Raw genomic sequence first — 21,383 nt, forward strand, 5'->3', positions numbered from 1 at the left:
GTCAAAAAACACTAAAAATTTGCAATTATGAAAGCAGTTAAAGACAGCGTTATTTACTTAATTGGGGAATTGGCTTCTAAGTCAATTCCTTTCTTACTCTTACCTTATTTTTCCCGAAAATTAGGAGTGGAGGGTTATGGTGAACTTTCTTATTACCAAACCTTCTCCGCCTTATTTGTCATTTTTATCGGCTTAAGCCAAGAAGGAGCGGTTGCCCGTTATTTTTATTTCTATGGTAAACGCTCGCTAAATTTGGTACTGACGACAGGTTATTTATATACGCTTTTTATGAGCTGTTTGATTTTACTGGGGTGCTGGTATTTTAAGGCGGAAATGATCGCTTATGTAGCAATCGGTTCAATGTTTCAGTCGTTTTTAAATGTACAGTTAAGTGTTCGACAGTGCCAAAAACAGGCAATGGCTTATACGACGGTTCAATTAATGTCAGCTGTTTCTTCTGCTGTCATTACTGTTGCGATGATGGAGTATTTCAATACCGAACTGGTGGAAAAGCGCATTTTAGCGATTCTTTTCAGTAATGTGTTGGTTTTTACCATTGCTTATTTATTGTATGCAAACAAAGCAAAAAATAAGAAATTTAGCTTTGCTCGCTATAAAACAGCATTGTTTTATGTACTTGGATTTGGTTTGCCACTGATTTTGCATCATTCCAGTATGTTCTTAAAGGGGCAGTTAGATCGTATTTTTATCTACCATAAATTCAGCGAAGCAGATTTAGGTTTATATGCGATGGGAGCACAAATTGCTATGATATTAGCGGTTGTGATCCAAGCTTTAAATAAAGCTACGCTACCTTATTTTTATGAAGCTTTAAAACAGAAAAGAATTAATGTCAGCCATATTCATAAATGGGCATTCTATGCCTTATTTATCGTACCGGTTCCGGCTTTGGTGATGTGGTTGATTCCCGAAGAGCTTGTGGTTTGGATTCTAGGTTCACAATTTATCGGTACGAAATATTATATAATGCTGTTTTTAGTCGCAACCATGCTTGTTGTACCTTATCTTATTTTAGTAAACTATCTTTTCTTTTATGGCAAAAATAAGCTGATTTCATTATGTTCGATTTTATCGACGGTCTTTTACTTGGTAAGCTTATTTGCGCTAACTTTTACTCAAATAGCCTATATTCCTTTTGCCAGCATTATTGGTGCAGTGAGCATTATCCCGATTTTGTATGTAATGACGGCAAAAGTAGGAAAAACAGTATGAATTTAATTATTTGTTGCACACCTTTGCAGGTACTAATTGCGGAAAAAATTATTGAAATGCACCCTAATGATGAATTTTTTGGGGTAATGCTTTCCACTGTTAAAAATACAAAATTTGATTTCTACCAATCAAGGTTGGAGAAAAAATGCAGTCAATTTTTTGCGATGCAACAACATAGTGAACGCTTGCAATTATTAAAAGAAATTGTTTATTTAAAATGGACATTTATCGGTAAAAATTTTGATAAAGTTTTTGTTGCGAATATTAACGAGCTGGAAATTCAGTTTATATTAAGTACCATTCGATTTAATCAACTTAATACCTTTGATGACGGCACTGCAAATATTGTGCTACAAAGTCTTTTTTATAAAGAAGATAATGTAGGCTTAAACCGTAAATTAATTAATACTCTTTTAGGTAATAAATATAGTTTAGATAAACTCAAAGCGTTATCTGTAGCACACTATACTATTTATCGTGATTTTCCGAATATTATCAGCAATACTATTTATGTGGATTTAATTGAAGCGCGTGATATAAAGAATGTATCGCAGGAAAATGATAAAATAATAAATATCTTATTAGGGCAGCCGATTTTTGAGCGTGAAGATGAAAAAAATATTGCTTTGGCGGAAAAGGTGATTAATACCTTTGATATTGATCTTTATCTGCCTCACCCAAGAGAAACATATAGATTATCGAATGTAGAGTACATCAATACAAATTTAATTTTAGAAGATTATATTTTTCAAGAATTTAGCCAGAAAAAATGCCGCGTTTATACCTATTTCAGTAGTGCTGTGATTAATATTTTAAACAAAAGCCCGAATATTGAAGTGGTAGCGTTAAGGGTGGATACGGATAATCCTGCCTACCTTGCCAGTTATGATTTGTTAGAAAAGTTAGGCATTCAGATTATTGATATTAGAGAATAAAATGAAGAAATATTTAATTTCATTAGAGAAAGATGTAAAACGCCGAGAACTGTTTTTTTCTCAGCCGGATACAGCAGATTTTCAAATTTTTAATGCCATTAATACGATGAGTGCAGAGTGGCATGAGCTAAATGACCGTTTTAATTTAGAAAAATTTGAACAACATTATGGGCGAAAAACCACTAAAGGTGAGATTGGCTGCACACTAAGCCATTTAAGTGTTTATCAGTTGATTGCAGAAGATGATTCAATTCAGAATAATGACTATTGCCTTGTGTGCGAGGATGATGCTTTATTTGCTGCGCATTTCCAAAAAAACCTGAATTTACTTCTTGCTCAAAATCTAAATGCCGATATTGTATTGGTAGGGCAATCTAAAATCCCAAGCTTTGATGATAGCGAACTGGAAATCAATTACCCTTCTACCTTTGGCTTTTTGCAAAAAACAGTTCCGAATACGCCATATAAATATGCCTATCCGTATCGTAATTATTTTGCCGGCACGGTTGCATATTTAATTAAAAAATCGACCGCTTGCCAGTTTTTAAACCAAGCCGGAGCGGAGCGTCCTTATTGGTTGGCAGACGACTTTATTTTATTTGGTAGTAAATTTAAGGTGGATACTTTAATTATTCGCCCATTGATGGTAATCGAAAATCCGGTTCTAATCAGTAATTTGGAAGATTTGCGTGGTTCACTTAATAATAATTTATGGAAGAAATCACTCAAATATCCTCTAAAAAAGGTCTTGGCGATACAACGCAATTTATCCCAATTAAAATAGCAGGTTTGCCATGTCAGCATTAGTGAATTTATTTTATTTATACGATCCGTGGTTTTTCCATTTTTTGCGAATGGCATTTGTGGTAGGTGTATTCGCCTGTGGCTATTTGGTTTGGCAAATTATGCGTGGAAAGCCAAACGGTATTATGATCCCTAAAGATAGCCTGATTGCAATTATTGCCTTAATCGGTTTTAGCGTGATTCCGCTTTTAATTAACGGCACCAAAGAACTTGGGGTATTGGCAATGTATATCAAAATGTTGATTTTATTTATCTTCGGCATTGCGGTTTATAATGTGTTTTATCGGGTAGAAGACGGCAAAGCCCTGTTGGTGCGGGATTTAAAAATAGGCATTGGAATTCAATGGGTTTTCGGGGTAATAGCATTATTAGGCGTGCCCTTTATGGTGGATTTTTTACTTTCTACTAATGCGATGATGCCACGCTTTTTCGGCTCGGAGCAGGAATATCGTCTATACAATATTACTTCGTCTGCTTTTTTCCAATTAAGTATTTTCTACTTAATGTTGCTGCATTTTTTATTGGCTTATAATAAAAAAACGGATTCCATTAATGGCTGGTTTCTGTTTTTAATTTTGTGTATCGGCTTAATTTCAGGCAGAACTTTTTTATTGCTGTCGGTTATCAGCATCGCATTGTATTTCAAATGGCGATACGTGTTGCCGTTAGTGGCATTTACTGCTTTGATTTTATTTCTAGCCATTGTTTTTCCAGAAAATCGCTATGTGGAACACGCCCTAGAGCCGGTGATTAATCTGTTATCCGGTTCGGGAAAAGTGAGTTCTTCCACCGATAATTTAGTGAAAAACCATCTGTTTTTACCGACACTTAGCCAGTTTATTTCAGGCGATGGTTTGTACTACACTGAAAAAGGTGGCTATTATGGCGGCTCGGATTCAGGCTATATCCGCCAAACGCTGTATGGTGGTGTAAGCTATATGTTGGCTTGCTTTGCCTTTACCTTTTATTTTGTGCGAAAAGTGGCAGTGAATTGGTTTGAAGGAAATTGGATTTTCACCTTATCAACGATAGGCCTTTTAGCCATTTTAAACATTAAGGCAGATACTTTCGCCTTCCCGGGGTTGATGATGTTGTTTTTAATGTTCTTATCGTTGTTTGGTACAAGCGGTCGAAATTTAGTGATTTTTTGCAAAAAAAATGAGGCAGGAAATGTTTAGTATTATTGTGCCGTCTTATAACCGCAATGCTGAAATTAAGGCGTTGCTGGAGAGTTTAAAACAGCAAACGGTGTATAATTTTGAAGTGATTATTGTTGATGATCATTCCCAAACGGTGGTTGAAGTGAATGATGATTATCCATTTGAGGTCAAAGTGATCCGCAATAACCCGAATGTGGGGGCGGCTCAAAGTCGTAATGTGGGAGCAAATCACGCCAGCCGAGAGTGGCTGCTGTTTTTAGACGATGACGATCGTTTTATGCCTGAAAAGTGTGAGCGATTGGCGAAGGCGATTAGCCAAAATCCGCAGGCTAATTTTGTTTACCACCCGGCAAAATGTGAAATGGTGAATGAAGGTTTTACCTATGTCACCAAGCCGTTTAAAACACGTGACGAACTGACCAAAGAGAATATTCTCAAAGCCAACAAAATTGGCGGTATGCCGATGATTGGTTTAAAGAAAGCGTTATTTTGCAAAGTTGGCGGATTATCTGACCGCTTGCGTTCGTTGGAAGATTACGATTTCCTATTGAAGTTGTTGGAAGAGTCAAGCTTTGAGCCGCTTTATGTGGATGAGCCTCTCACTTATTGCACCTTCCACACCAAACGTTCCAGCGTTTCAACGGATACTAGCAATACACAAAAGGCGATTGACTATATTCAGCAAACTTATATTAAAACGCCAGAACAAGCTGAGAATTTTAAGCTCAATTCACTGTATATTTTAAGCTATCCACACGTGATGAATTTATCGCGTAGTGCGGCAAAATATTATATTGAAATGTTTAAACAAACAAAAAATATCAAGCAACTGATTATTGCGGCTGCTATTTTTATCTCGCCGAAATTGGCGATTAACTTAAAAAGGTTTATCTAATGAAATTTTCCGTTTTAATGTCGTTATACATTAAAGAGCAACCTCAATATTTAAGAGAGTGTTTTGAAAGCCTAAAAGTACAAACTGTACAGGCTGATGAAATTGTTGTTTGCTTTGATGGGGCAATTACCCCTGAATTGGATGCGATTGTAGAAGAATATAGTGCCATTTTACCGATAAAAGCAGTGAGATTTCCACAAAATCGCGGATTAGGTAAAACCTTGAATGATGGCTTAACCCATTGTTCAAATGAGTGGGTTTTCCGTATGGATACGGACGATATTTGTGTGCCTGAGCGGTTTGAAAAACAAGTAGCGTTTATTGAGAAGTATCCTGAAACTGTGATTTTCGGCGGACAAATTGCCGAATTTGGGCAAAATATTGAAGATATTGTGGCTTATCGCAATGTGCCGACTTCTGCCGATGAAATCGTGAAATTTACCCGTTTGCGTTGCCCGTTTAATCATATGACGGTAGCTTACCAAAAATCTAAAGTGTTAGAGGTTGGGGGCTATCAAGATTTGCAAGAAGATTACTATCTATGGATTAAACTGATTGCACAATTTAAACAAGTAGCAAATTTACCGGATTTATTGGTTTATGCCCGTGTTGGGAACGGAATGGTTAGCAGACGGCGTGGTATGGCACAAGCAGAAGCAGAATGGCGTTTATATAAATTGAAAAATAAATGCAAAATCCACGACCCAATCTCAGGGTTCGCGGTGTTCTTAATGCGTGCAATTCCAAGATTATTACCACTTTCCGCATTAAAAGCGGTATATGGCTTATTAAGAAAATAAGTTTGAAGAAATGTTGAAAGAGCCACAGTTAAAAACTGTGGCTCTTTAGGTTACTGATTTTTTAAGATTTTATTCATTAGTTGGATATCAATATGGCAGTATCCATTCGGATTTTTCACCAAATATTCTTGGTGGTATTCTTCTGCCGGAAAATATTGTTCCAACATTTCATTTTCAACCGCAAGAGGCTTGTCAAAATGTGTTTGTAGTTCGGCAAGCGCTTGGTTGATCACAGGAATATCTTGTGGATCAACATAATAAATACCTGTACGGTATTGGATACCTACATCATGACCTTGCTGGTTAATGCTAATCGGATCAATCACTTGAAAGAAATAATTTAATAATTTGGCAAGGCTGATTTTATCGGCATCGTAAGTGACTTTAACTACTTCAGCATGACCACTGCCGGAGCAGACATCTTGGTAGCTTGGGTTATCAGTATTGCCATTGGCATAGCCAGACTGAGCTTTAATCACTCCGTTAATGCGTTGCATAAAAGACTCTACGCCCCAGAAACAGCCACCTGCTAAATAAATTTCACGAATGTTTTGCATAATTTGCTCTCCTATAAATCATCCTATAATGTATAAATTTTTGCGGGAATTTATTTCAATCTGTGTTTAGATTGTTCGCCCCATGCTGTAGTGGTAAAAATAAGGTGTAAAATGACCGCTTGTAAAAGGTATTTCGTAAGTTTACTGATGTTAAAGATTATGCTAAATGAAATACCATAATTTGTTTTTTGTCAATTTATGTTTTATTTGTGTAATTTTTACAAGATTTTTTACGTAAAAATAGGTATATTAATACTCCCTTTTTAACATGTTTATCTTAGAGGTCTTATGGGTACGCTTAACAGCCTTTTAGGCATAGTTGTTTTACTGTTGATCGCATTTTTATTTTCAAATAATAAACGTGCGATTAGTATGCGAGCAGTATTGGGTGCATTAGCATTACAAATTGCTATTGGTGCATTAGTGCTTTATGTGCCTGCAGGTCGTGATGCATTAAATGCGATTGCTAATGGAGTTTCGAAAGTCATTTCTTATGGAAATGAGGGGATCTCATTTTTATTCAGTGGCTTAGTTAGTGATAAAATGTTTGAAGTATTTGGTGGTGGCGGTTTCGTTTTCGCCTTCCGCGTACTTCCGGTTATTGTATTCTTCTCAGCATTAATTTCACTTCTTTACTATATTGGTGTAATGCAATGGGTGATTCGTATTTTAGGTGGTACTTTACAAAAAGTGTTAGGTACATCGAAAGCAGAATCCATGTCGGCAGCCGCAAATATCTTTGTAGGCCAAACTGAAGCCCCGCTTGTGGTAAAACCTTATATCAGTAAAATGACAGAGTCTGAATTATTTGCCATTATGGCTGGTGGTTTAGCATCTATTGCCGGTTCTGTAATGGCGGGCTATGCAGGAATGGGCGTACCATTAACCTATTTGATTGCAGCATCCTTTATGGCTGCTCCAGCAGGTTTACTTTTTGCTAAGATTATGGTGCCACAAACAGAAAAATTCAGTGATGATTTGGAAAGTGTGGATTTAGAAAAACCGGCAAATGTTTTAGATGCTGTTGCATCTGGCGCATCATCAGGTATGCAATTGGCATTTAACGTAGGTGCAATGTTAATTGCTTTTGTTGCGTTGATTGCTTTAATCAATGGTATTTTAGGTGGTATTGGTGGCTGGTTTGGTTATGAAACCTTAAGTCTAGGCCAGATTTTTGGCTGGGTGTTCAAACCACTAGCTTGGGTCATCGGTGTACCATGGGAAGAATCTGAAATTGCAGGTCAGATGATCGGCTTGAAATTAGCTGTGAATGAATTTGTGGGCTATGTTGAATTTTCTAAATACTTAGCTCCAGAATCTACAGTTCAATTGAGCGAAAAAACAGTGGCGATTATCACTTTTGCACTTTGTGGTTTTGCTAACGTAAGTTCAATTGCCGTGTTAATCGGTGGTATTGGTGCGATGGCTCCAAACCGTCGTGCAGACATTGCACGTTTAGGCATTAAAGCTGTTATCGCCGGCTCATTAGCTAACTTAATGAGTGCAACAATCGCAGGATTGTTTATCGGCTTAGGCGGAGCGGTATTATAAATTACCTGATTAAAACCACTAGAAATAGTGGTTTTAATCTTTTGGGCTGTACGTAAACGGTTGCATAAAATTTTACTATTTACAAGCGGTTAGATTTTTATATTATTTTGCAAACAAATTGTTAATTTGAAAAAGGAGAGGACGATGATGTTAAAAGATTCGGCAAAACTTTCTTTGTCTTTGATGGATCTAACGACCTTAAATGACAATGATACAGATGAAAAAGTTATTTCACTCTGTCAACAGGCTAAAACTTTATTTGGTACGCCTGCAGCGGTTTGCGTTTATCCTCGTTTTGTGCCTATTGCACGTAAAGCATTAAAAGCAGAAGGTATTGAGCAAGTTAAAATTGCAACGGTAACAAATTTCCCTCATGGTAACGATGATATTGAAATTGCCGTAACTGAAACCAAAGCGGCTATTGCTTACGGTGCAGATGAGGTTGATGTTGTTTTTCCTTATAAAGCTTTAATAGCCGGAGAGGAAACTGTTGGTTTTGAATTAGTTAAACAATGTAAAGCAGTCTGTACAGAAAATAACGTTTTACTCAAAGTTATTATTGAAACCGGTGAGTTACAAACCACAGAGCTGATTCGCAAAGCGAGCGAAATTTCAATTCAAGCGGGGGCTGATTTCATCAAAACCTCAACAGGTAAAGTGGCGGTTAATGCTACATTAGAAGCTGCTCGCATCATGTTGGAAACAATTCGTGATTTAGGCGTAGCAGAACATGTTGGCTTTAAAGCTGCAGGTGGTGTAAAAACAACTGAAGAAGCAGCTCAATATTTAGAATTAGCGGATTCGATTTTAGGGAAAGATTGGATCAACGCTTCACATTTTCGTTTTGGTGCTTCAAGTTTACTTGCTAATTTATTGGCAACTTTAAATAATGAGCAGCAACAATCTGTTCAAGGTTATTAATTTTTATCTATTAAGAGGACAAAAATATGGCAACTCCACATATTAATGCACCAGAAGGTGCTTTCGCAGACGTTGTAATTATGCCGGGCGACCCGCTTCGTGCGAAATATATTGCAGAAACCTTTTTAGAGGATGCAAAAGAAGTAACCAATGTGCGTAATATGCTAGGTTATACCGGCACTTATAAGGGACGCCGTATTTCGGTTATGGGCCATGGTATGGGGATTCCATCTTGCTCTATCTATACTAAAGAGTTGATCACAGAATATGGTGTGAAAAAAATCATTCGTGTCGGTTCTTGTGGTGCCGTCCGCAATGATGTGCATGTACGTGATGTAATTATTGGAACAGGTGCTTGTACGGATTCTAAAGTAAACCGCATTCGTTTCCGTGATCACGATTTTGCTGCGATCGCAGATTTCGATATGGCACTTGCAGCTCACCAAGCAGCTAAACAAAAAGGCTTAAATGTATTGGTAGGTAATTTATTCTCTGCTGATCTATTCTATTCACCGGATGTTGAGATGTTCGATGTGATGGAAAAATACGGCATTTTAGGTGTTGAAATGGAAGCAGCAGGAATTTATGGTGTTGCAGCTGAATTCGGTGCGAAAGCATTAGCTATTTGTACTGTATCAGACCATATTCGTACAGGTGAGCAGACCACATCAGAAGAGCGTCAATTAACCTTTAATGATATGATTGAAATTGCTTTAGAGTCTGTGCTTATTGGCGATAAGATGTAAGCGGTTACTTTTTTCAAAAAATTTGCAAATCCCTAGCGAGTTTTTCGTTAGGGATTTTTTATACCTTGTGTTGAATATTAATTTATTTTTAATGAATAAGTATTCATAAATAAACTTGAATTTTCGTTTGAATAGACTTAGACTAAAACCAATTTCATCAAGATAAAGATATAAGGGTGTGAAATGAGCAAATACAAAATTTTTGTGGACGGAGCGGTCGGCACAACAGGGCTACGCATTCATGAGCGATTAAGTGAAGCTGAAGATATTGAGCTGTTGACCTTGCCGGACGAACTACGAAAAGATCTGAATGCACGATTGAAAAAAGTTGCCGAAGCAGATTTAACCTTTCTCTGCCTGCCGGATGAAGCCTCAAAAGAGTTAGTGGAAAATGCACCGAAAAATGCTCGTATTTGCGATACTTCCACTGCACACAGAGTCAACCCTGATTGGGTTTATGGTTTTGCCGAATTAAGCGGACAGCGTGAGAAAATCAAAAACGCCAACCGCGTTGCAGTGCCGGGCTGCCATGCAACAGGTTATATCGCGTTAGTTCGCCCGTTGGTGGAAAAAGGCGTGCTACCTGTTGATTATCCGTTAAGCTGCCATTCTCTCACCGGCTATTCAGGCGGTGGAAAATCCATGATCTCTGATTATAAAAGTTCGGAACGCCCTCAGGCATTCGATGCTCCGCGTGTGTATGGTTTAGCTTTAAAACATAAGCATTTGCCAGAAATGCAAGCCTTAACTCTCATGCAAAATCCACCGATTTTCACCCCTGTGGTAGCCGATTTCTATAGTGGAATGCTAGTTACTGTCCCTTTACCGATAAGCGCTTTACAAGCGGTCAAATCTGGCGAAGAAATTGCAAATCTATTGGTTGATTATTATAAAGGTAACCCATTGATTAATATACACCCTTATCAAGATTTTCCTGAAGACGGTATGCTTGCGGCCAACGCGTATTCAGGCAAAGATAATCTTGAGATTTTTGTGTACGGTAACGAAAGCCAAATTCTACTTGCCGCCCGTTTTGATAACTTAGGCAAAGGGGCCTCAGGAGCTGCGGTGCAATGTATGAATATTATGTTGGGTAGGAGTGAGGTTTCGGGGTTAGAAATTTAACTTGTTGTTTTCTTTGCTTACGCAAAGAAAACAACAGAAAACAGGAGATGTAATGGATATTCAAGAAATCAACCAATTCGCAAATTTATTAGAAAAATCAACCGCTTGTCTTGCTAAATGGCAGGATAAAATCATCGTGGTGAAATATGGTGGCAATGCGATGATTAACGAAGAGCTGAAAAAATCGGTTATGGAAGATATTTTGCTGCTTAATCGCTTAGGCGTGAAAGTAGTGCTGGTTCATGGTGGTGGGCCAGAGATTTCACAAGGGGTGAAATTGCTAGGCAAAGAACCGCAATTTATTAATGGCTTGCGTGTAACCGATAACGATACCATCAGCGTGGTGCTGCAAATGTTAGCGGGTAAGGTGAATAAAAGTTTAGTGGCGTTGCTCAAAGGTAAAGGAATCGGCTTATGTGGTATTGATGGAGCAATGTTACAATGTAAAAAATTAGAGTCTGAGATTGATTACGGCTTTGTTGGTGATATTGTCAAAGTGAATCCGCAAGTAATTGAAATTGCCCTTAACGCAGGTCTAATCCCGGTTCTTTCAACGGTTGGGGTAGATGAAAACGGGCAAGCCTATAATATCAATGCCGATACTGCTGCCAGCGAAATTGCTATCGCTTTAGGGGCTGCAAAATTAGTTTCAATGACTGATATTGCAGGCTTATTACGAGATCGCTTTGATGAAAGTACCTTAATTCCCGAGGTGGAGGTTAATGAGGTACAAGGCTTAATCGAACAAGGCATTATCGCAGGTGGTATGATTCCTAAAATTGCCTGCTGTACCGATTTTATCAATGCGGGCGGCATTGAGGCGAATATTATTGACGGGCGAATTGACCACGCGATTTTAGTAGAACTCTTTGGCGGCAAAAACGGCACGCGTTTTTATAAAAAAGGATAAAAAATGGTAACAAGCAACAACATCAAACAATTAGATAAAGATTATATCGCTCAAACTTACGGCAGATTTGATCTTGCTCTTTCGCACGGCAAAGGCTGCGATGTATGGGATTTTGAAGGTAACCAATATCTGGATTTTACCAGCGGTATTGGTGTAAACAGTTTGGGCTGGGTAGATGATGAGTGGTTGAAGGCAGTTACGGAGCAAGCCGGCAAATTACAACATACCTCAAATCTCTTTTTTACCGAGCCATCAAGCCGTTTAGCGGAAAAATTAGTGAATGCAAGCGGTCTAAAACGAGCATTTTTTTGCAATTCGGGGGCGGAAGCTAACGAAGGGGCAGTAAAAACTGCTCGTAAATATAGTCATGATAAATATGGGACTGGGCGTTCAACGGTCTTAACCTTGGTAAACTCTTTCCATGGTAGAACTATTTCCACTTTGGCAGCAACAGGGCAGGATGTATTCCATCAACATTTTCACCCATTTACTGATGGGTTTGAATATATGCCTGCAAATGATATTGATGCTTTAAAAGCACGCTTAAAAACAGACAATGTATGCGGAATTTTGGTAGAAGTGGTGCAAGGTGAGGGCGGTGTTTGCTCACTAGATAACGATTATCTGCAGGCGGTACAAGAACTTTGTCAAGAAAAAGATTTGGTCTTTATTATTGATGAAGTTCAAACCGGTATTGGGCGAACAGGTACACTTTTCTCATATGAGCAATTTGGCTTAAAGCCCGATGTGGTCACGCTTGCAAAAGGCTTAGGCGGTGGTTTACCGATTGGCTCATTCCTATTAGGCGAAAAAGTCGAAAATACTTTAGGCAAAAGTGACCACGGTTCAACCTTTGGTGGAAACCCTGTGACCTGTGCCGGTGCGAATGTGGTGATGGATAGAATTAATGCTGATTTCTTGACAGAAGTGCAACGCAAAGGGCGAAAAGTACGAGAGGCTTTGGCAGGATTACCTAAAGTAAAATCCGTTTCAGGTTTAGGCTTAATGCTTGGTGTAGAGTTTGAAGAAGGCGTTTTGGCTTCAGATGTGGTAGCAAAATGTATTGAAAAAGGCGTGTTATTTCTCACTGCAAAAAACAAATTACGTTTATTGCCTCCGCTAACTATTAGCGATGCTCAAATTGAGCAGGGAATGAAGGTGCTGAAAGAAGTATTGGAAACCTATTAATTTGGATAAAAAATCCCGCTTAAAGCGGGATTTTTTCATAGATTTTATGAGCGTTTCATAATCTCAAAAAACTCTTCATTCGTTTTTGCCATCATTAATTTATCAATTAACCATTCAATAGCATCCACTTCATCCATAGGATTAAGTACTTTACGCAACATCCACGTTTTTTGCAGTTCATCGGCTGCCATTAACAAGTCATCTTTACGTGTGCCGGAACGATTAAAGTCAATCGCAGGGAAGATTCGACGCTCAGCAATCTTACGAGATAAGTGTAATTCCATATTACCTGTACCTTTGAATTCTTCAAAGATAACTTCATCCATTTTCGAGCCTGTATCGACAAGAGCGGTTGCGATAATAGTTAAACTACCACCTTCTTCTACATTACGGGCTGCACCGAAGAAACGTTTAGGACGATGTAGTGCATTGGCGTCCACACCACCGGAAAGAATTTTACCTGAAACAGGCGTCACGGTATTGTAGGCACGAGCAAGACGCGTGATAGAGTCTAATAAAATCACTACATCTTTTTTATGTTCTACAGAGCGTTTGGCTTTTTCTATTACCATTTCAGCCACTTGAACATGTCGGGTAGCAGGTTCATCAAAGGTTGATGCAATCACTTCACCACGCACGGTACGTTGCATTTCGGTTACCTCTTCCGGACGTTCATCAATTAATAGCACAATCAATTCACATTCTGGGTGGTTAGAGGTAATGCTTTGAGCAATATTTTGTAGAAGTACGGTTTTACCTGCTTTAGGTGGAGCAACGATTAAAGCTCGTTGACCTTTACCGATAGGGGCGGCTAAATCTAAAATACGAGCAGTTAAGTCTTCTTTCGAGCCATTTCCTCGCTCCATTTTTAAACGCGAATTAGCGTGTAAAGGGGTTAAGTTTTCAAATAGGATTTTGCTACGAGAGACTTCAGGTTTATCGTCGTTAACTGAATCTACTTTTAATAATGCAAAATAGCGTTCACCTTCTTTAGGCGGGCGAATTTTACCTTCAATTTTATCACCGGTTTGTAAGTTAAAACGGCGTATTTGACTTGGAGAAACATAAATATCATCAGGACCGGCTAAATATGAGCTATCTGCAGAGCGCAAGAAACCAAAACCATCCGGTAATATTTCTAGCACACCTTGACCGAAGATATCTTCACCACTTTTCGCATGTTGTTTAAGAATGGCAAAAACAATGTCTTGTTTACGTAAGCGAGCTAAATTTTCTAAGCCCATTTGATTTTCACCCATTTCAACAAGTTCTGAAACAGGCGTGTTTTTTAATTGAGTAAGATGCATAATTGGAATATATATTGATTGATAATAAAAGGTTGGATTTTTGATAGTTAGCCAGATACAGTTAACCGTAAAATGATGTGGCGAAGAATACCGCAACAATAAAAAAATTGCAAATGTTTTATACAAAATGACCGCTTGTAATAATAAAAACGCCAGTAAATGCTGGCGTTCTCATTTTTTATTAAGCCTCAATCCCTTCAAAAAGAAGTGTGCTTAAATAACGCTCAGAAGCGGATGGTAAAACAGCAACAATTAATTTGTCTGCAAATTCAGGTAATTTCGCCAGGCGATCTGCTGCAGCAACTGCTGCACCTGATGAAATGCCGCCTAAAATACCTTCTTCGGCCATTAAACGGCGAGCAGTTGCAAGGGCTTCTTCGCTTGATACTTTTTCAACTCTATCTACTAATGAGAGGTCAAGATTTTTTGGAATAAAACCTGCACCAATACCTTGAATTTTGTGTGGAGCTGGTTTGATTTCTTCACCGTTTAAGGTTTGAGTAATCACCGGAGATTCAGCCGGTTCTACTGCAACAGAAATGATTTGTTTACCTTTATCTTGTTTGATTGCACGAGAAATACCGGTAATAGTCCCACCTGTACCCACACCTGCGACCAATACATCGATTTTACCTTCGGTTGCATCCCAAATTTCAGGGCCGGTAGTTTGCTGGTGAATAGCCGGGTTAGCCGGATTTTCAAATTGTTTTAATGTGACGTAATGATCAGGGTTTGATGCTGCGATTTCAGCCGCTTTTTCAATTGCCCCTTTCATTCCTTTTGCCCCTTCGGTTAAAACGAGATTCACGCCTAAACCACGTAATAAACGTTTACGTTCCGTACTCATTGTTTCAGGCATGGTTAAGGTAAGTTTATAGCCACGAGCTGCTGCAACATAAGCAAGAGCAATACCCGTGTTACCACTGGTTGCATCTACAATTTCTTTTCCTTTGGTTAAGATTCCATCTTTTTCTGCTTGCCATACCATATTCGCACCAATACGGCATTTTACGCTAAAGCTTGGATTACGTCCTTCTACTTTTACAACAATGTTGCCATTACCGAAATTCTTTAAACGAACAAGAGGAGTATTACCAATAGAATATGAATTGTCTGCATAAATAGTCATAATGATGTTCCTTTTAGATTAGGTTTTAAAATTTTAAACTTATCATACTTATTTCTTAGCTATTTGCTAGTAGCAATAAGGCATTTAATATAACTAAATGAAATATGTTTAGGCAATAATTAGTATGCTTTAAAGAAGGGGAATGAAAACTAAGCGGTCATATTTTGCAAAAAATTTGCTAAATATGACCGCTTGAATGTAGTAGAGAAGGCTATTTCAGCTCTCTTGCCCCTTGGTTATCCACTTTGCAAATATGGATGAAACCTTCATTATTTTGTAGATACTCTTTTTCCAAGTAGTTAACTAAGCGCTGAGCGTGTTCTAGATCAGGGGCAATCGCAAACATAGTTGGACCGGATCCGGAAATACCAACAGCTAAAGCACCTAAATCTTTACAGCCTTGGCGGACAGTTGGGAAGTTCGGTAGTAAATCCTCACGATACGGTTCGGCAATTAGGTCTTTCATCATTGTTGCAGCCAACACATCTTGGTGGGTATGGCAAGCGTGAACAAATGAACCTAAGTAGCGGGCTTGCTGAATCATATCTTGGCGAGTGTAGCTTTTTGGTAAAATAGCTCTTGCTTCAGCGGTTGAAACTTCCACTCCTGGGTAGGCAAGTACCCAATACCATTCATCAAAAAATGGCAATGGCTGGCAGATATTACCGAGTGATTGGGTCATTAACTGTAATCCGCCTAAATAGCAAGGGGCGACGTTATCATAGTGGATAGAACCTGAAATTCTTCCTTCCAATTCGCCCATCATTTCCAATAATTCCATTTTTGAGAAAGGTTCATCGTGGAATTTATTAAGAGCTACTAAGGCTGCTACAATCGAGCAGGCGCTTGAACCAAGGCCTGAGCCAATTGGCATATTTTTCTCAAGCGTTAAACGTAAATTTTTTACGTTACCGCCACGTAATTTTAAGCGTTCGCTAAAAAGTACATAGGCTTGATAGACGATATTTTTTTGCGGCTCTTTTGGCAGCTTTCTTACAAAATAGCCGGCACTTTCTAATTCAAAGACTTGAGCGCAATCTTCAATTTGGACCACATCGCCTAATAATGAGCCGTCAATAGGGGAAATTGCTGCTCCTAGAGAGTCAAAGCCGACACTAATATTAGCGCTTGAAGCTGGGGCATAAATACGTAGAACCATTAGTTTGCTCCTCCTTGTAACGTGCGAAGAATATCGGCAAAAATACCCGCTGCGGTGACACTATTGCCGGCACCGTAACCGCGTAAGAGGAGTGGAATTGGGTTGTAATAGCGAGTTAAGAATGCAAGAGCATTTTCACCATCTTTCACTTTGTAAAGAGGATGGTTTTCATCCACTGCTTCAATTGCCACACGGCATTTATCACCGGTAATTGAACCTACATAACGTAATACTTTGCCCTCTGCTTTTGCGGCTTCAACACGTTTGCTGAATTCTTCATCCAATGAAGGTAAAACTTGCAAGAATTCATCACGGCTCATACCTTCCGAGAAACCTTTTGGTAATACACCTTCAATTTCAATATCATCAAATTCAAGCGGTAAGCCGGTTTCACGAGCAAGAATTAAGAGTTTACGCGCCACATCAGCACCAGATAAGTCATCACGAGGATCAGGCTCGGTAAAGCCTTTTTCTTTTGCTATCAATGTTGCTTCAGAAAGAGTTAAACCTTCTTCTAATTTGCCGAAAATGAACGATAATGAGCCTGAAAGAATTCCTTCAAATTTTTCGACTTCATCACCGGCTGCTAAAAGATTTTGTAGGTTTTCAATAACAGGTAAACCTGCTCCTACATTGGTTTCATATAAGAATTTGTGTTGACTTTGGCGAGCATTTTCACGCATTTCTAAGTAATATTCATAGCCTGAGGTGTTTGCTTTTTTGTTTGGTGTTACTACGTGGAAACCCTCTTTTAATGCTCGAGCATAAAGATTGGCGACAGATTGAGCTGAAGTACAATCCACAAACACAGGGTTTACAACGTGATGGAATTTGATGAATGAAAGCAATACATCAAAATCAGACGGCTGAATTGCTTTTTCTAAATCTTCTTTCCAGTTATCTAAATTTAAGCCGTTTTCGTTCAACAACATTTTATCCGAGTTAGCCAAGGCACAAATTCGGATCTCAATGTCCTTCTTTGCTAAAAACTCCTTTTGTTGTTTTACCTGCTCGATTAACTCACTGCCGACACCACCTACGCCAACTAAAAACATATCAACTACACGTTTGCTGTTGAATAAGGATTTATGCGTTGCTTTTACTGCCTCAATGGCTTTATTAAGAGGTACAACGGCAGAAATAGAACGTTCTGACGAACCTTGTGCAATCGCTACAATGCTGATATTAGCTTGAGCGAGAGCAGAGAAGAAGCGGGCAGCAATGCCTTTAGCAGTACGCATACCATCGCCTACTACAGAAACGATAGATAAATCTTTAATAATATCAATTGGATCGAGAAGATTGTCTGATAGCTCTTGAGTAAATTCGGTATTAAGTGCTTGTAATGCTTTGTCTGCGGATTTTGCCGGTACACAGAAGCTGATACTGTATTCTGAGGAAGATTGAGTAATTAAAATGACCGAAATGCCGGCTTTTGACATAGTTGAGAAGACGCGGGCAGCCATCCCCACCATACCTTGCATTCCTGAACCTGAAACGTTAAACATCGCTACGTTATCCAGGTTTGTGATCCCTTTTACTTTTAAATTATCGGCTGCAACGTTATTGTCAATTAATGTGCCTTTTCCCTCAGGATTACCAGTGTTTTTAATTAAGCACGGAATATTTAATGGCACTAACGGCCCGATAGTGCGAGGGTGAATCACTTTCGCCCCAAAGTAAGAAAGCTCCATCGCTTCTTGGTAGCTCATTGACTCTAAACAAACAGCGTCAGGCACTAAACGAGGATCACAGGTATACACACCATCTACATCTGTCCAAATTTCACAGATATCTGCTTTTAAGCACGCGGCTAAACAAGCAGCAGAGTAGTCAGAACCGTTACGGCCTAATAATACTAATTCGCCTTTTTCATTACCGGCAGTGAAGCCCGCCATTAATACTACATTTTTCTTTGGAATAGAGAGCGCATCAACACGTTTGGTTGATTCTGTAATATCAACAGAAGATTCTAAATAGCTACCATGAGCCAATAATTTCTCTACGGGATCGATACGTGTTACATCATAGCCTTTCGCTTCAAACCAAGCTTGCATCATAGCAATTGAGAGTTTTTCTCCTCGACAGTGAATAGTAGCTGCTACATCATCAGACAAGGATTTACTTTTTGCAGCATCTGCCGCAACTTGTTGAATTTGTTTCAATTCGGCATCGACCAAGGCTAATAATTCATCACGTGCAAAGTTATTATTTGCTTCATATAAGCCATTGATAATATTATGGAAAATAGACGTTGCTTCAGAAAGGTTAGATTCAAATGATTCGCCGGCAATCGCTTTATCGACAATAGCAACAAGATGGTTGGTAATTTTGGCAGGGGCAGATAAGACACCGGCTGCCTGATCTTTTAAATGTGCTTTTTCGATGATATCCGCTGCTTGCATAAAGCGTTCGGGGTTGGCAAGTGATGTGCCTCCAAATTTAAGAACTCGCATAGTTTCTCCTGATATTTATATTTGCAAATTTTTATATAAAAAAACCCGCTTGTAGCGGGTTTTCTAAACTCTGTTTTTCAGCAACACTAACCCGCATTATGTGATTGCATAATGGTAATTGTGGTCATAATAATAGTTGCTAAATGTAACATTTGCTGATTTCTCATTAGCGATAAACTAGTTGAGAGAATGATGGAAAATAAGACCTTTGTCAATCATTTTTTATTTAGCGTTCTCTTAGACTTTCATCAATTGTTGTGCGTAGTGGACTTAGGAAATAATCCATCACATTTCGTTTATCTGTTTTTATTTTTGCTGATACTTGCATACCTTGTTTCAGATAGATTGGTGAATCTTGTATATTCAGGAAATTTCTATCCATTAAAATCGTGGCGGCAAAGACATAACCCAGCTTTTCATCTTGTATAGCATCTAAACTGATATGTTTCACTTTGCCGGTAATATATCCATATCGGGTATAAGGGAATGCGGCAATTTTTAGTACAACGTTTTGCCCTACTTTTATAAAACCAATGTCTTGATTAGTAATCAATGCTTCAACTTCTAGTTGTTCATCTTCAGGAGCAATAACCATTAAGGTTTGAGCAGTGGTTACTACGCCACCTATAGTATATGTCTGCAATTCTTGTACGACTCCGTCAATTGGAGAACGGATTTCCATAAAACTTTGTCGTTGTTTAGCTTTATCCTGCTCTAATTGAGTTTGTAGAAGAGTATCAGAAACTTTTTTTAGTTCGTCGAGTATATCGCGTTTAAAGGATGTAATGAATGTTTGGTATTCTTGCTCTGTTTGTTGAATTTCTTTTGCGATTTCTGATAATCGACTCTGTTGTGTACCTAAATTGTTTTCAACTTCAAGTTGCTTATTCTGTTGTTCATAAAATTCGTGCTTAGAGGCACTTTTTTGTTGGTATAGCTTGTAAAAATCACGGGTACGCTCTTTTTCATAGCGTTGAATTTGATTTAATTTAATTAGGTTTCCCTCAATTGTTTTCTTTTCTTGCTGTTTTTGTTCAATAAGGGCAAGTAAGCGTTTCTTTTGTGCAGTCCACGCCTGATATTGGCTACCATCACCAGTTTTTGAATCAGCATAATGCCTTGCTGTCCAACCGTTGCCAGCTTGGTCACTTTAAAACTGGCATTCACATAGCCTGCGAGTAGTTTATCCCAGCTTTCCGTCATTTGTGGAGAAACTGACATAGATTTTATCGTATTCATTGCACTGACGGATTCTACTAAGAAAGAGTGGTTATCGGCATTTCTTGCAAATTTATCATTTAAGCGGTGGCGTAAAATAGGGCTAATTGTAGCCGACCAAATTGCGTAACAAGGCAGCGAGGCTAAAACGACCAAACTTAGCCAGATGCTGTATTGCCACATGACGACTAAAAAGATAAAGGAGAAAATCAGATCCAGTACTGATGTTAATGCTTGTCCGGTGAGAAATATTCGGATCTGTTCTAACTCCCGTACTCTTGCTACGGTTTCACCGACACGTCGTGTTTCAAAATAGGCAATCGGCAGAGCAAGTAAATGGCGAAACAGCCTCGCACCGAGTTCAACATCAATGCGGCTGGTGGTATGTGCAAAGACATAGGTCCGAATACCGCCGAGGATCACCTCAAACAGCACAACAACCAATAAGCCGATAGCCACCACATTCAGTGTGCTAAATCCTTGATGAACTAGCACTTTATCCATCACTACTTGGAAGAAAAGCGGTGAAATTAGTGCAAAAATTTGCAAAACAATTGAAATTACTAAAACTTCGATTAAAATTCGCCTATATTTTACAATAGCAGGAATAAACCAAGTGAAATCAAATTTTGCCAACAAACCGAGAATAGAGGCACGAGAAGCCACTAAAATCAGCTCTCCTTGATAAATTTCACGAAATTCCGCTTCACTCAGTAATCAAGGCTCTTCGGTCAGCAGATCGTGAATTAAATAACGCCCACCTTCTTCATCTAATTGAGCCAAAATAAAATGATGCCCATCATCACTCCAAACCATGGCAGGCAAATGCACAAACGGCAAACGTTCAACCGATTTCCTCACCGCTTTGGCTTTTAACCCCAAGCTTTTGGCGGCTAATAGCCAGTTGGTTTTGTTAAGCCAGTGCCGTTAGTATCGAACTGGTGTTTGATTTGGGCTTCATTTATAGCAAGATTGTGAAAGTAGGTAAGTACGGCTAAACCAGCAAGAGCTAAGTCTTTATTATTCATTATTTTCTTATAAATTTTTTCTAACATATCGATAAAATACCAAAATTCACTTATGAATCCTGCTTGAAATGAACATATTATAAGAATGTATGTTGTAATCTCTTTTATGTAATTTCCATCGTTACTACTAAATAATTTCCATTCTTTTATCCATAAAAAATAAAATGTTATAGGGATAAATAATAGTGTGAAAATATAGTGTGTTGCTTTATTTAAGTTTCTTGGGTGTTTTCTTGATTTTCTAAATATAAATAGAGCTAT

The 21,383-nt window shown here is 38.5% G+C and carries 18 protein-coding genes and 1 pseudogene; 12 read left to right on the forward strand and 7 right to left on the reverse strand.

Annotated elements, in window-relative coordinates:
* Positions 1 to 27 precede the first annotated feature (27 nt).
* From A4G16_RS01290 to A4G16_RS01315, 6 genes are read left to right on the forward strand one after another with little or no spacing between them, the layout of a single operon-like run.
* Entirely contained in the window at positions 28 to 1,233 is a 1,206-nt protein-coding gene (locus A4G16_RS01290; RefSeq protein ID WP_165888365.1) for a flippase, read from the forward strand.
* Entirely contained in the window at positions 1,230 to 2,168 is a 939-nt protein-coding gene (locus A4G16_RS01295) for a glycosyltransferase family 52 (protein ID WP_165888366.1), read from the forward strand. The genes A4G16_RS01290 and A4G16_RS01295 overlap by 4 nt, the downstream gene beginning before the upstream one ends.
* A gap of 1 nt (position 2,169) precedes the next feature.
* Complete coding sequence (locus A4G16_RS01300; RefSeq protein WP_165888367.1) at positions 2,170 to 2,952, forward strand: glycosyltransferase family 25 protein; 783 nt, start codon at positions 2,170 to 2,172, stop codon at positions 2,950 to 2,952.
* Between the two features lie 10 nt (positions 2,953 to 2,962).
* Entirely contained in the window at positions 2,963 to 4,150 is a 1,188-nt protein-coding gene (locus A4G16_RS01305) for a hypothetical protein (RefSeq protein WP_165888368.1), read from the forward strand.
* Positions 4,143 to 5,027: a glycosyltransferase family 2 protein gene (locus A4G16_RS01310; protein ID WP_165888369.1), complete on the forward strand. Its 885-nt coding sequence runs from the start codon at positions 4,143 to 4,145 to the stop codon at positions 5,025 to 5,027. Before A4G16_RS01305 ends, A4G16_RS01310 begins: the two co-directional genes overlap by 8 nt.
* Positions 5,027 to 5,827, forward strand: a complete 801-nt coding sequence (locus tag A4G16_RS01315; protein WP_165888370.1) for a glycosyltransferase family 2 protein — start codon at positions 5,027 to 5,029, stop codon at positions 5,825 to 5,827. The genes A4G16_RS01310 and A4G16_RS01315 overlap by 1 nt, the downstream gene beginning before the upstream one ends.
* Before the next feature lie 50 nt (positions 5,828 to 5,877).
* Here A4G16_RS01315 and msrA read toward each other — a convergent pair whose 3' ends face one another.
* Positions 5,878 to 6,384: a peptide-methionine (S)-S-oxide reductase MsrA gene (msrA, locus tag A4G16_RS01320; RefSeq protein ID WP_165888371.1), complete on the reverse strand. Its 507-nt coding sequence runs from the start codon at positions 6,382 to 6,384 to the stop codon at positions 5,878 to 5,880.
* A gap of 288 nt (positions 6,385 to 6,672) precedes the next feature.
* Here msrA and A4G16_RS01325 point away from each other — a divergent pair, with 288 nt between their 5' ends.
* The 6 genes from A4G16_RS01325 to A4G16_RS01350 all read left to right on the forward strand — a co-directional run bounded on the left by A4G16_RS01325 (position 6,673) and on the right by A4G16_RS01350 (position 12,825).
* Positions 6,673 to 7,935, forward strand: a complete 1,263-nt coding sequence (locus A4G16_RS01325) for a NupC/NupG family nucleoside CNT transporter (RefSeq protein ID WP_042802426.1) — start codon at positions 6,673 to 6,675, stop codon at positions 7,933 to 7,935.
* Positions 7,936 to 8,079: 144 nt separating this feature from the next.
* Complete coding sequence (gene deoC / locus A4G16_RS01330) at positions 8,080 to 8,856, forward strand: deoxyribose-phosphate aldolase (protein ID WP_165888372.1); 777 nt, start codon at positions 8,080 to 8,082, stop codon at positions 8,854 to 8,856.
* A 26-nt stretch (positions 8,857 to 8,882) separates the two neighbouring features.
* The gene (gene deoD / locus A4G16_RS01335) at positions 8,883 to 9,602 is read left to right on the forward strand and encodes a purine-nucleoside phosphorylase (RefSeq protein WP_027075246.1); all 720 of its coding nucleotides are present in this window, start codon (positions 8,883 to 8,885) and stop codon (positions 9,600 to 9,602) included.
* Between the two features lie 183 nt (positions 9,603 to 9,785).
* Positions 9,786 to 10,727 carry an N-acetyl-gamma-glutamyl-phosphate reductase gene (gene argC / locus A4G16_RS01340; RefSeq protein WP_165888373.1) on the forward strand — a complete coding sequence of 314 codons (942 nt, stop codon included), beginning with the start codon at positions 9,786 to 9,788 and terminating at the stop codon, positions 10,725 to 10,727.
* A 52-nt stretch (positions 10,728 to 10,779) separates the two neighbouring features.
* Entirely contained in the window at positions 10,780 to 11,637 is an 858-nt protein-coding gene (argB, locus tag A4G16_RS01345; protein WP_165888374.1) for an acetylglutamate kinase, read from the forward strand.
* A gap of 3 nt (positions 11,638 to 11,640) precedes the next feature.
* Positions 11,641 to 12,825: an aspartate aminotransferase family protein gene (locus A4G16_RS01350; RefSeq protein WP_165888375.1), complete on the forward strand. Its 1,185-nt coding sequence runs from the start codon at positions 11,641 to 11,643 to the stop codon at positions 12,823 to 12,825.
* Between the two features lie 44 nt (positions 12,826 to 12,869).
* On the opposite strand, the gene rho is transcribed toward A4G16_RS01350, so the two are convergent.
* From rho to A4G16_RS01380, 6 genes and pseudogenes are all read right to left on the reverse strand, one after another.
* Positions 12,870 to 14,132, reverse strand: a complete 1,263-nt coding sequence (gene rho / locus A4G16_RS01355; protein ID WP_027075250.1) for a transcription termination factor Rho — start codon at positions 14,130 to 14,132, stop codon at positions 12,870 to 12,872.
* A 181-nt stretch (positions 14,133 to 14,313) separates the two neighbouring features.
* Entirely contained in the window at positions 14,314 to 15,261 is a 948-nt protein-coding gene (cysK, locus tag A4G16_RS01360; RefSeq protein WP_165888376.1) for a cysteine synthase A, read from the reverse strand.
* Positions 15,262 to 15,472: 211 nt separating this feature from the next.
* Positions 15,473 to 16,420 (reverse strand): homoserine kinase, encoded by a 948-nt coding sequence (gene thrB / locus A4G16_RS01365; protein WP_165888377.1) that lies wholly within the window; start codon positions 16,418 to 16,420, stop codon positions 15,473 to 15,475.
* On the reverse strand, positions 16,420 to 18,876 hold the full coding sequence (gene thrA, locus A4G16_RS01370; RefSeq protein WP_165888378.1) for a bifunctional aspartate kinase/homoserine dehydrogenase I: 2,457 nt from the start codon (positions 18,874 to 18,876) through the stop codon (positions 16,420 to 16,422). Before thrA ends, thrB begins: the two co-directional genes overlap by 1 nt.
* A 226-nt stretch (positions 18,877 to 19,102) precedes the next feature.
* Positions 19,103 to 19,915 (reverse strand): HlyD family type I secretion periplasmic adaptor subunit, encoded by an 813-nt coding sequence (locus A4G16_RS01375; protein ID WP_237052400.1) that lies wholly within the window; start codon positions 19,913 to 19,915, stop codon positions 19,103 to 19,105.
* Between the two features lie 23 nt (positions 19,916 to 19,938).
* Positions 19,939 to 21,122, reverse strand: a pseudogene (locus A4G16_RS01380) (ABC transporter transmembrane domain-containing protein); the annotation flags it as partial.
* Between the last annotated feature and the right edge of the window lie 261 nt (positions 21,123 to 21,383).

This window comes from Mannheimia granulomatis (genome assembly GCF_011455695.1).
Taxonomy (GTDB): Bacteria; Pseudomonadota; Gammaproteobacteria; order Enterobacterales; family Pasteurellaceae; genus Mannheimia; species Mannheimia granulomatis_A.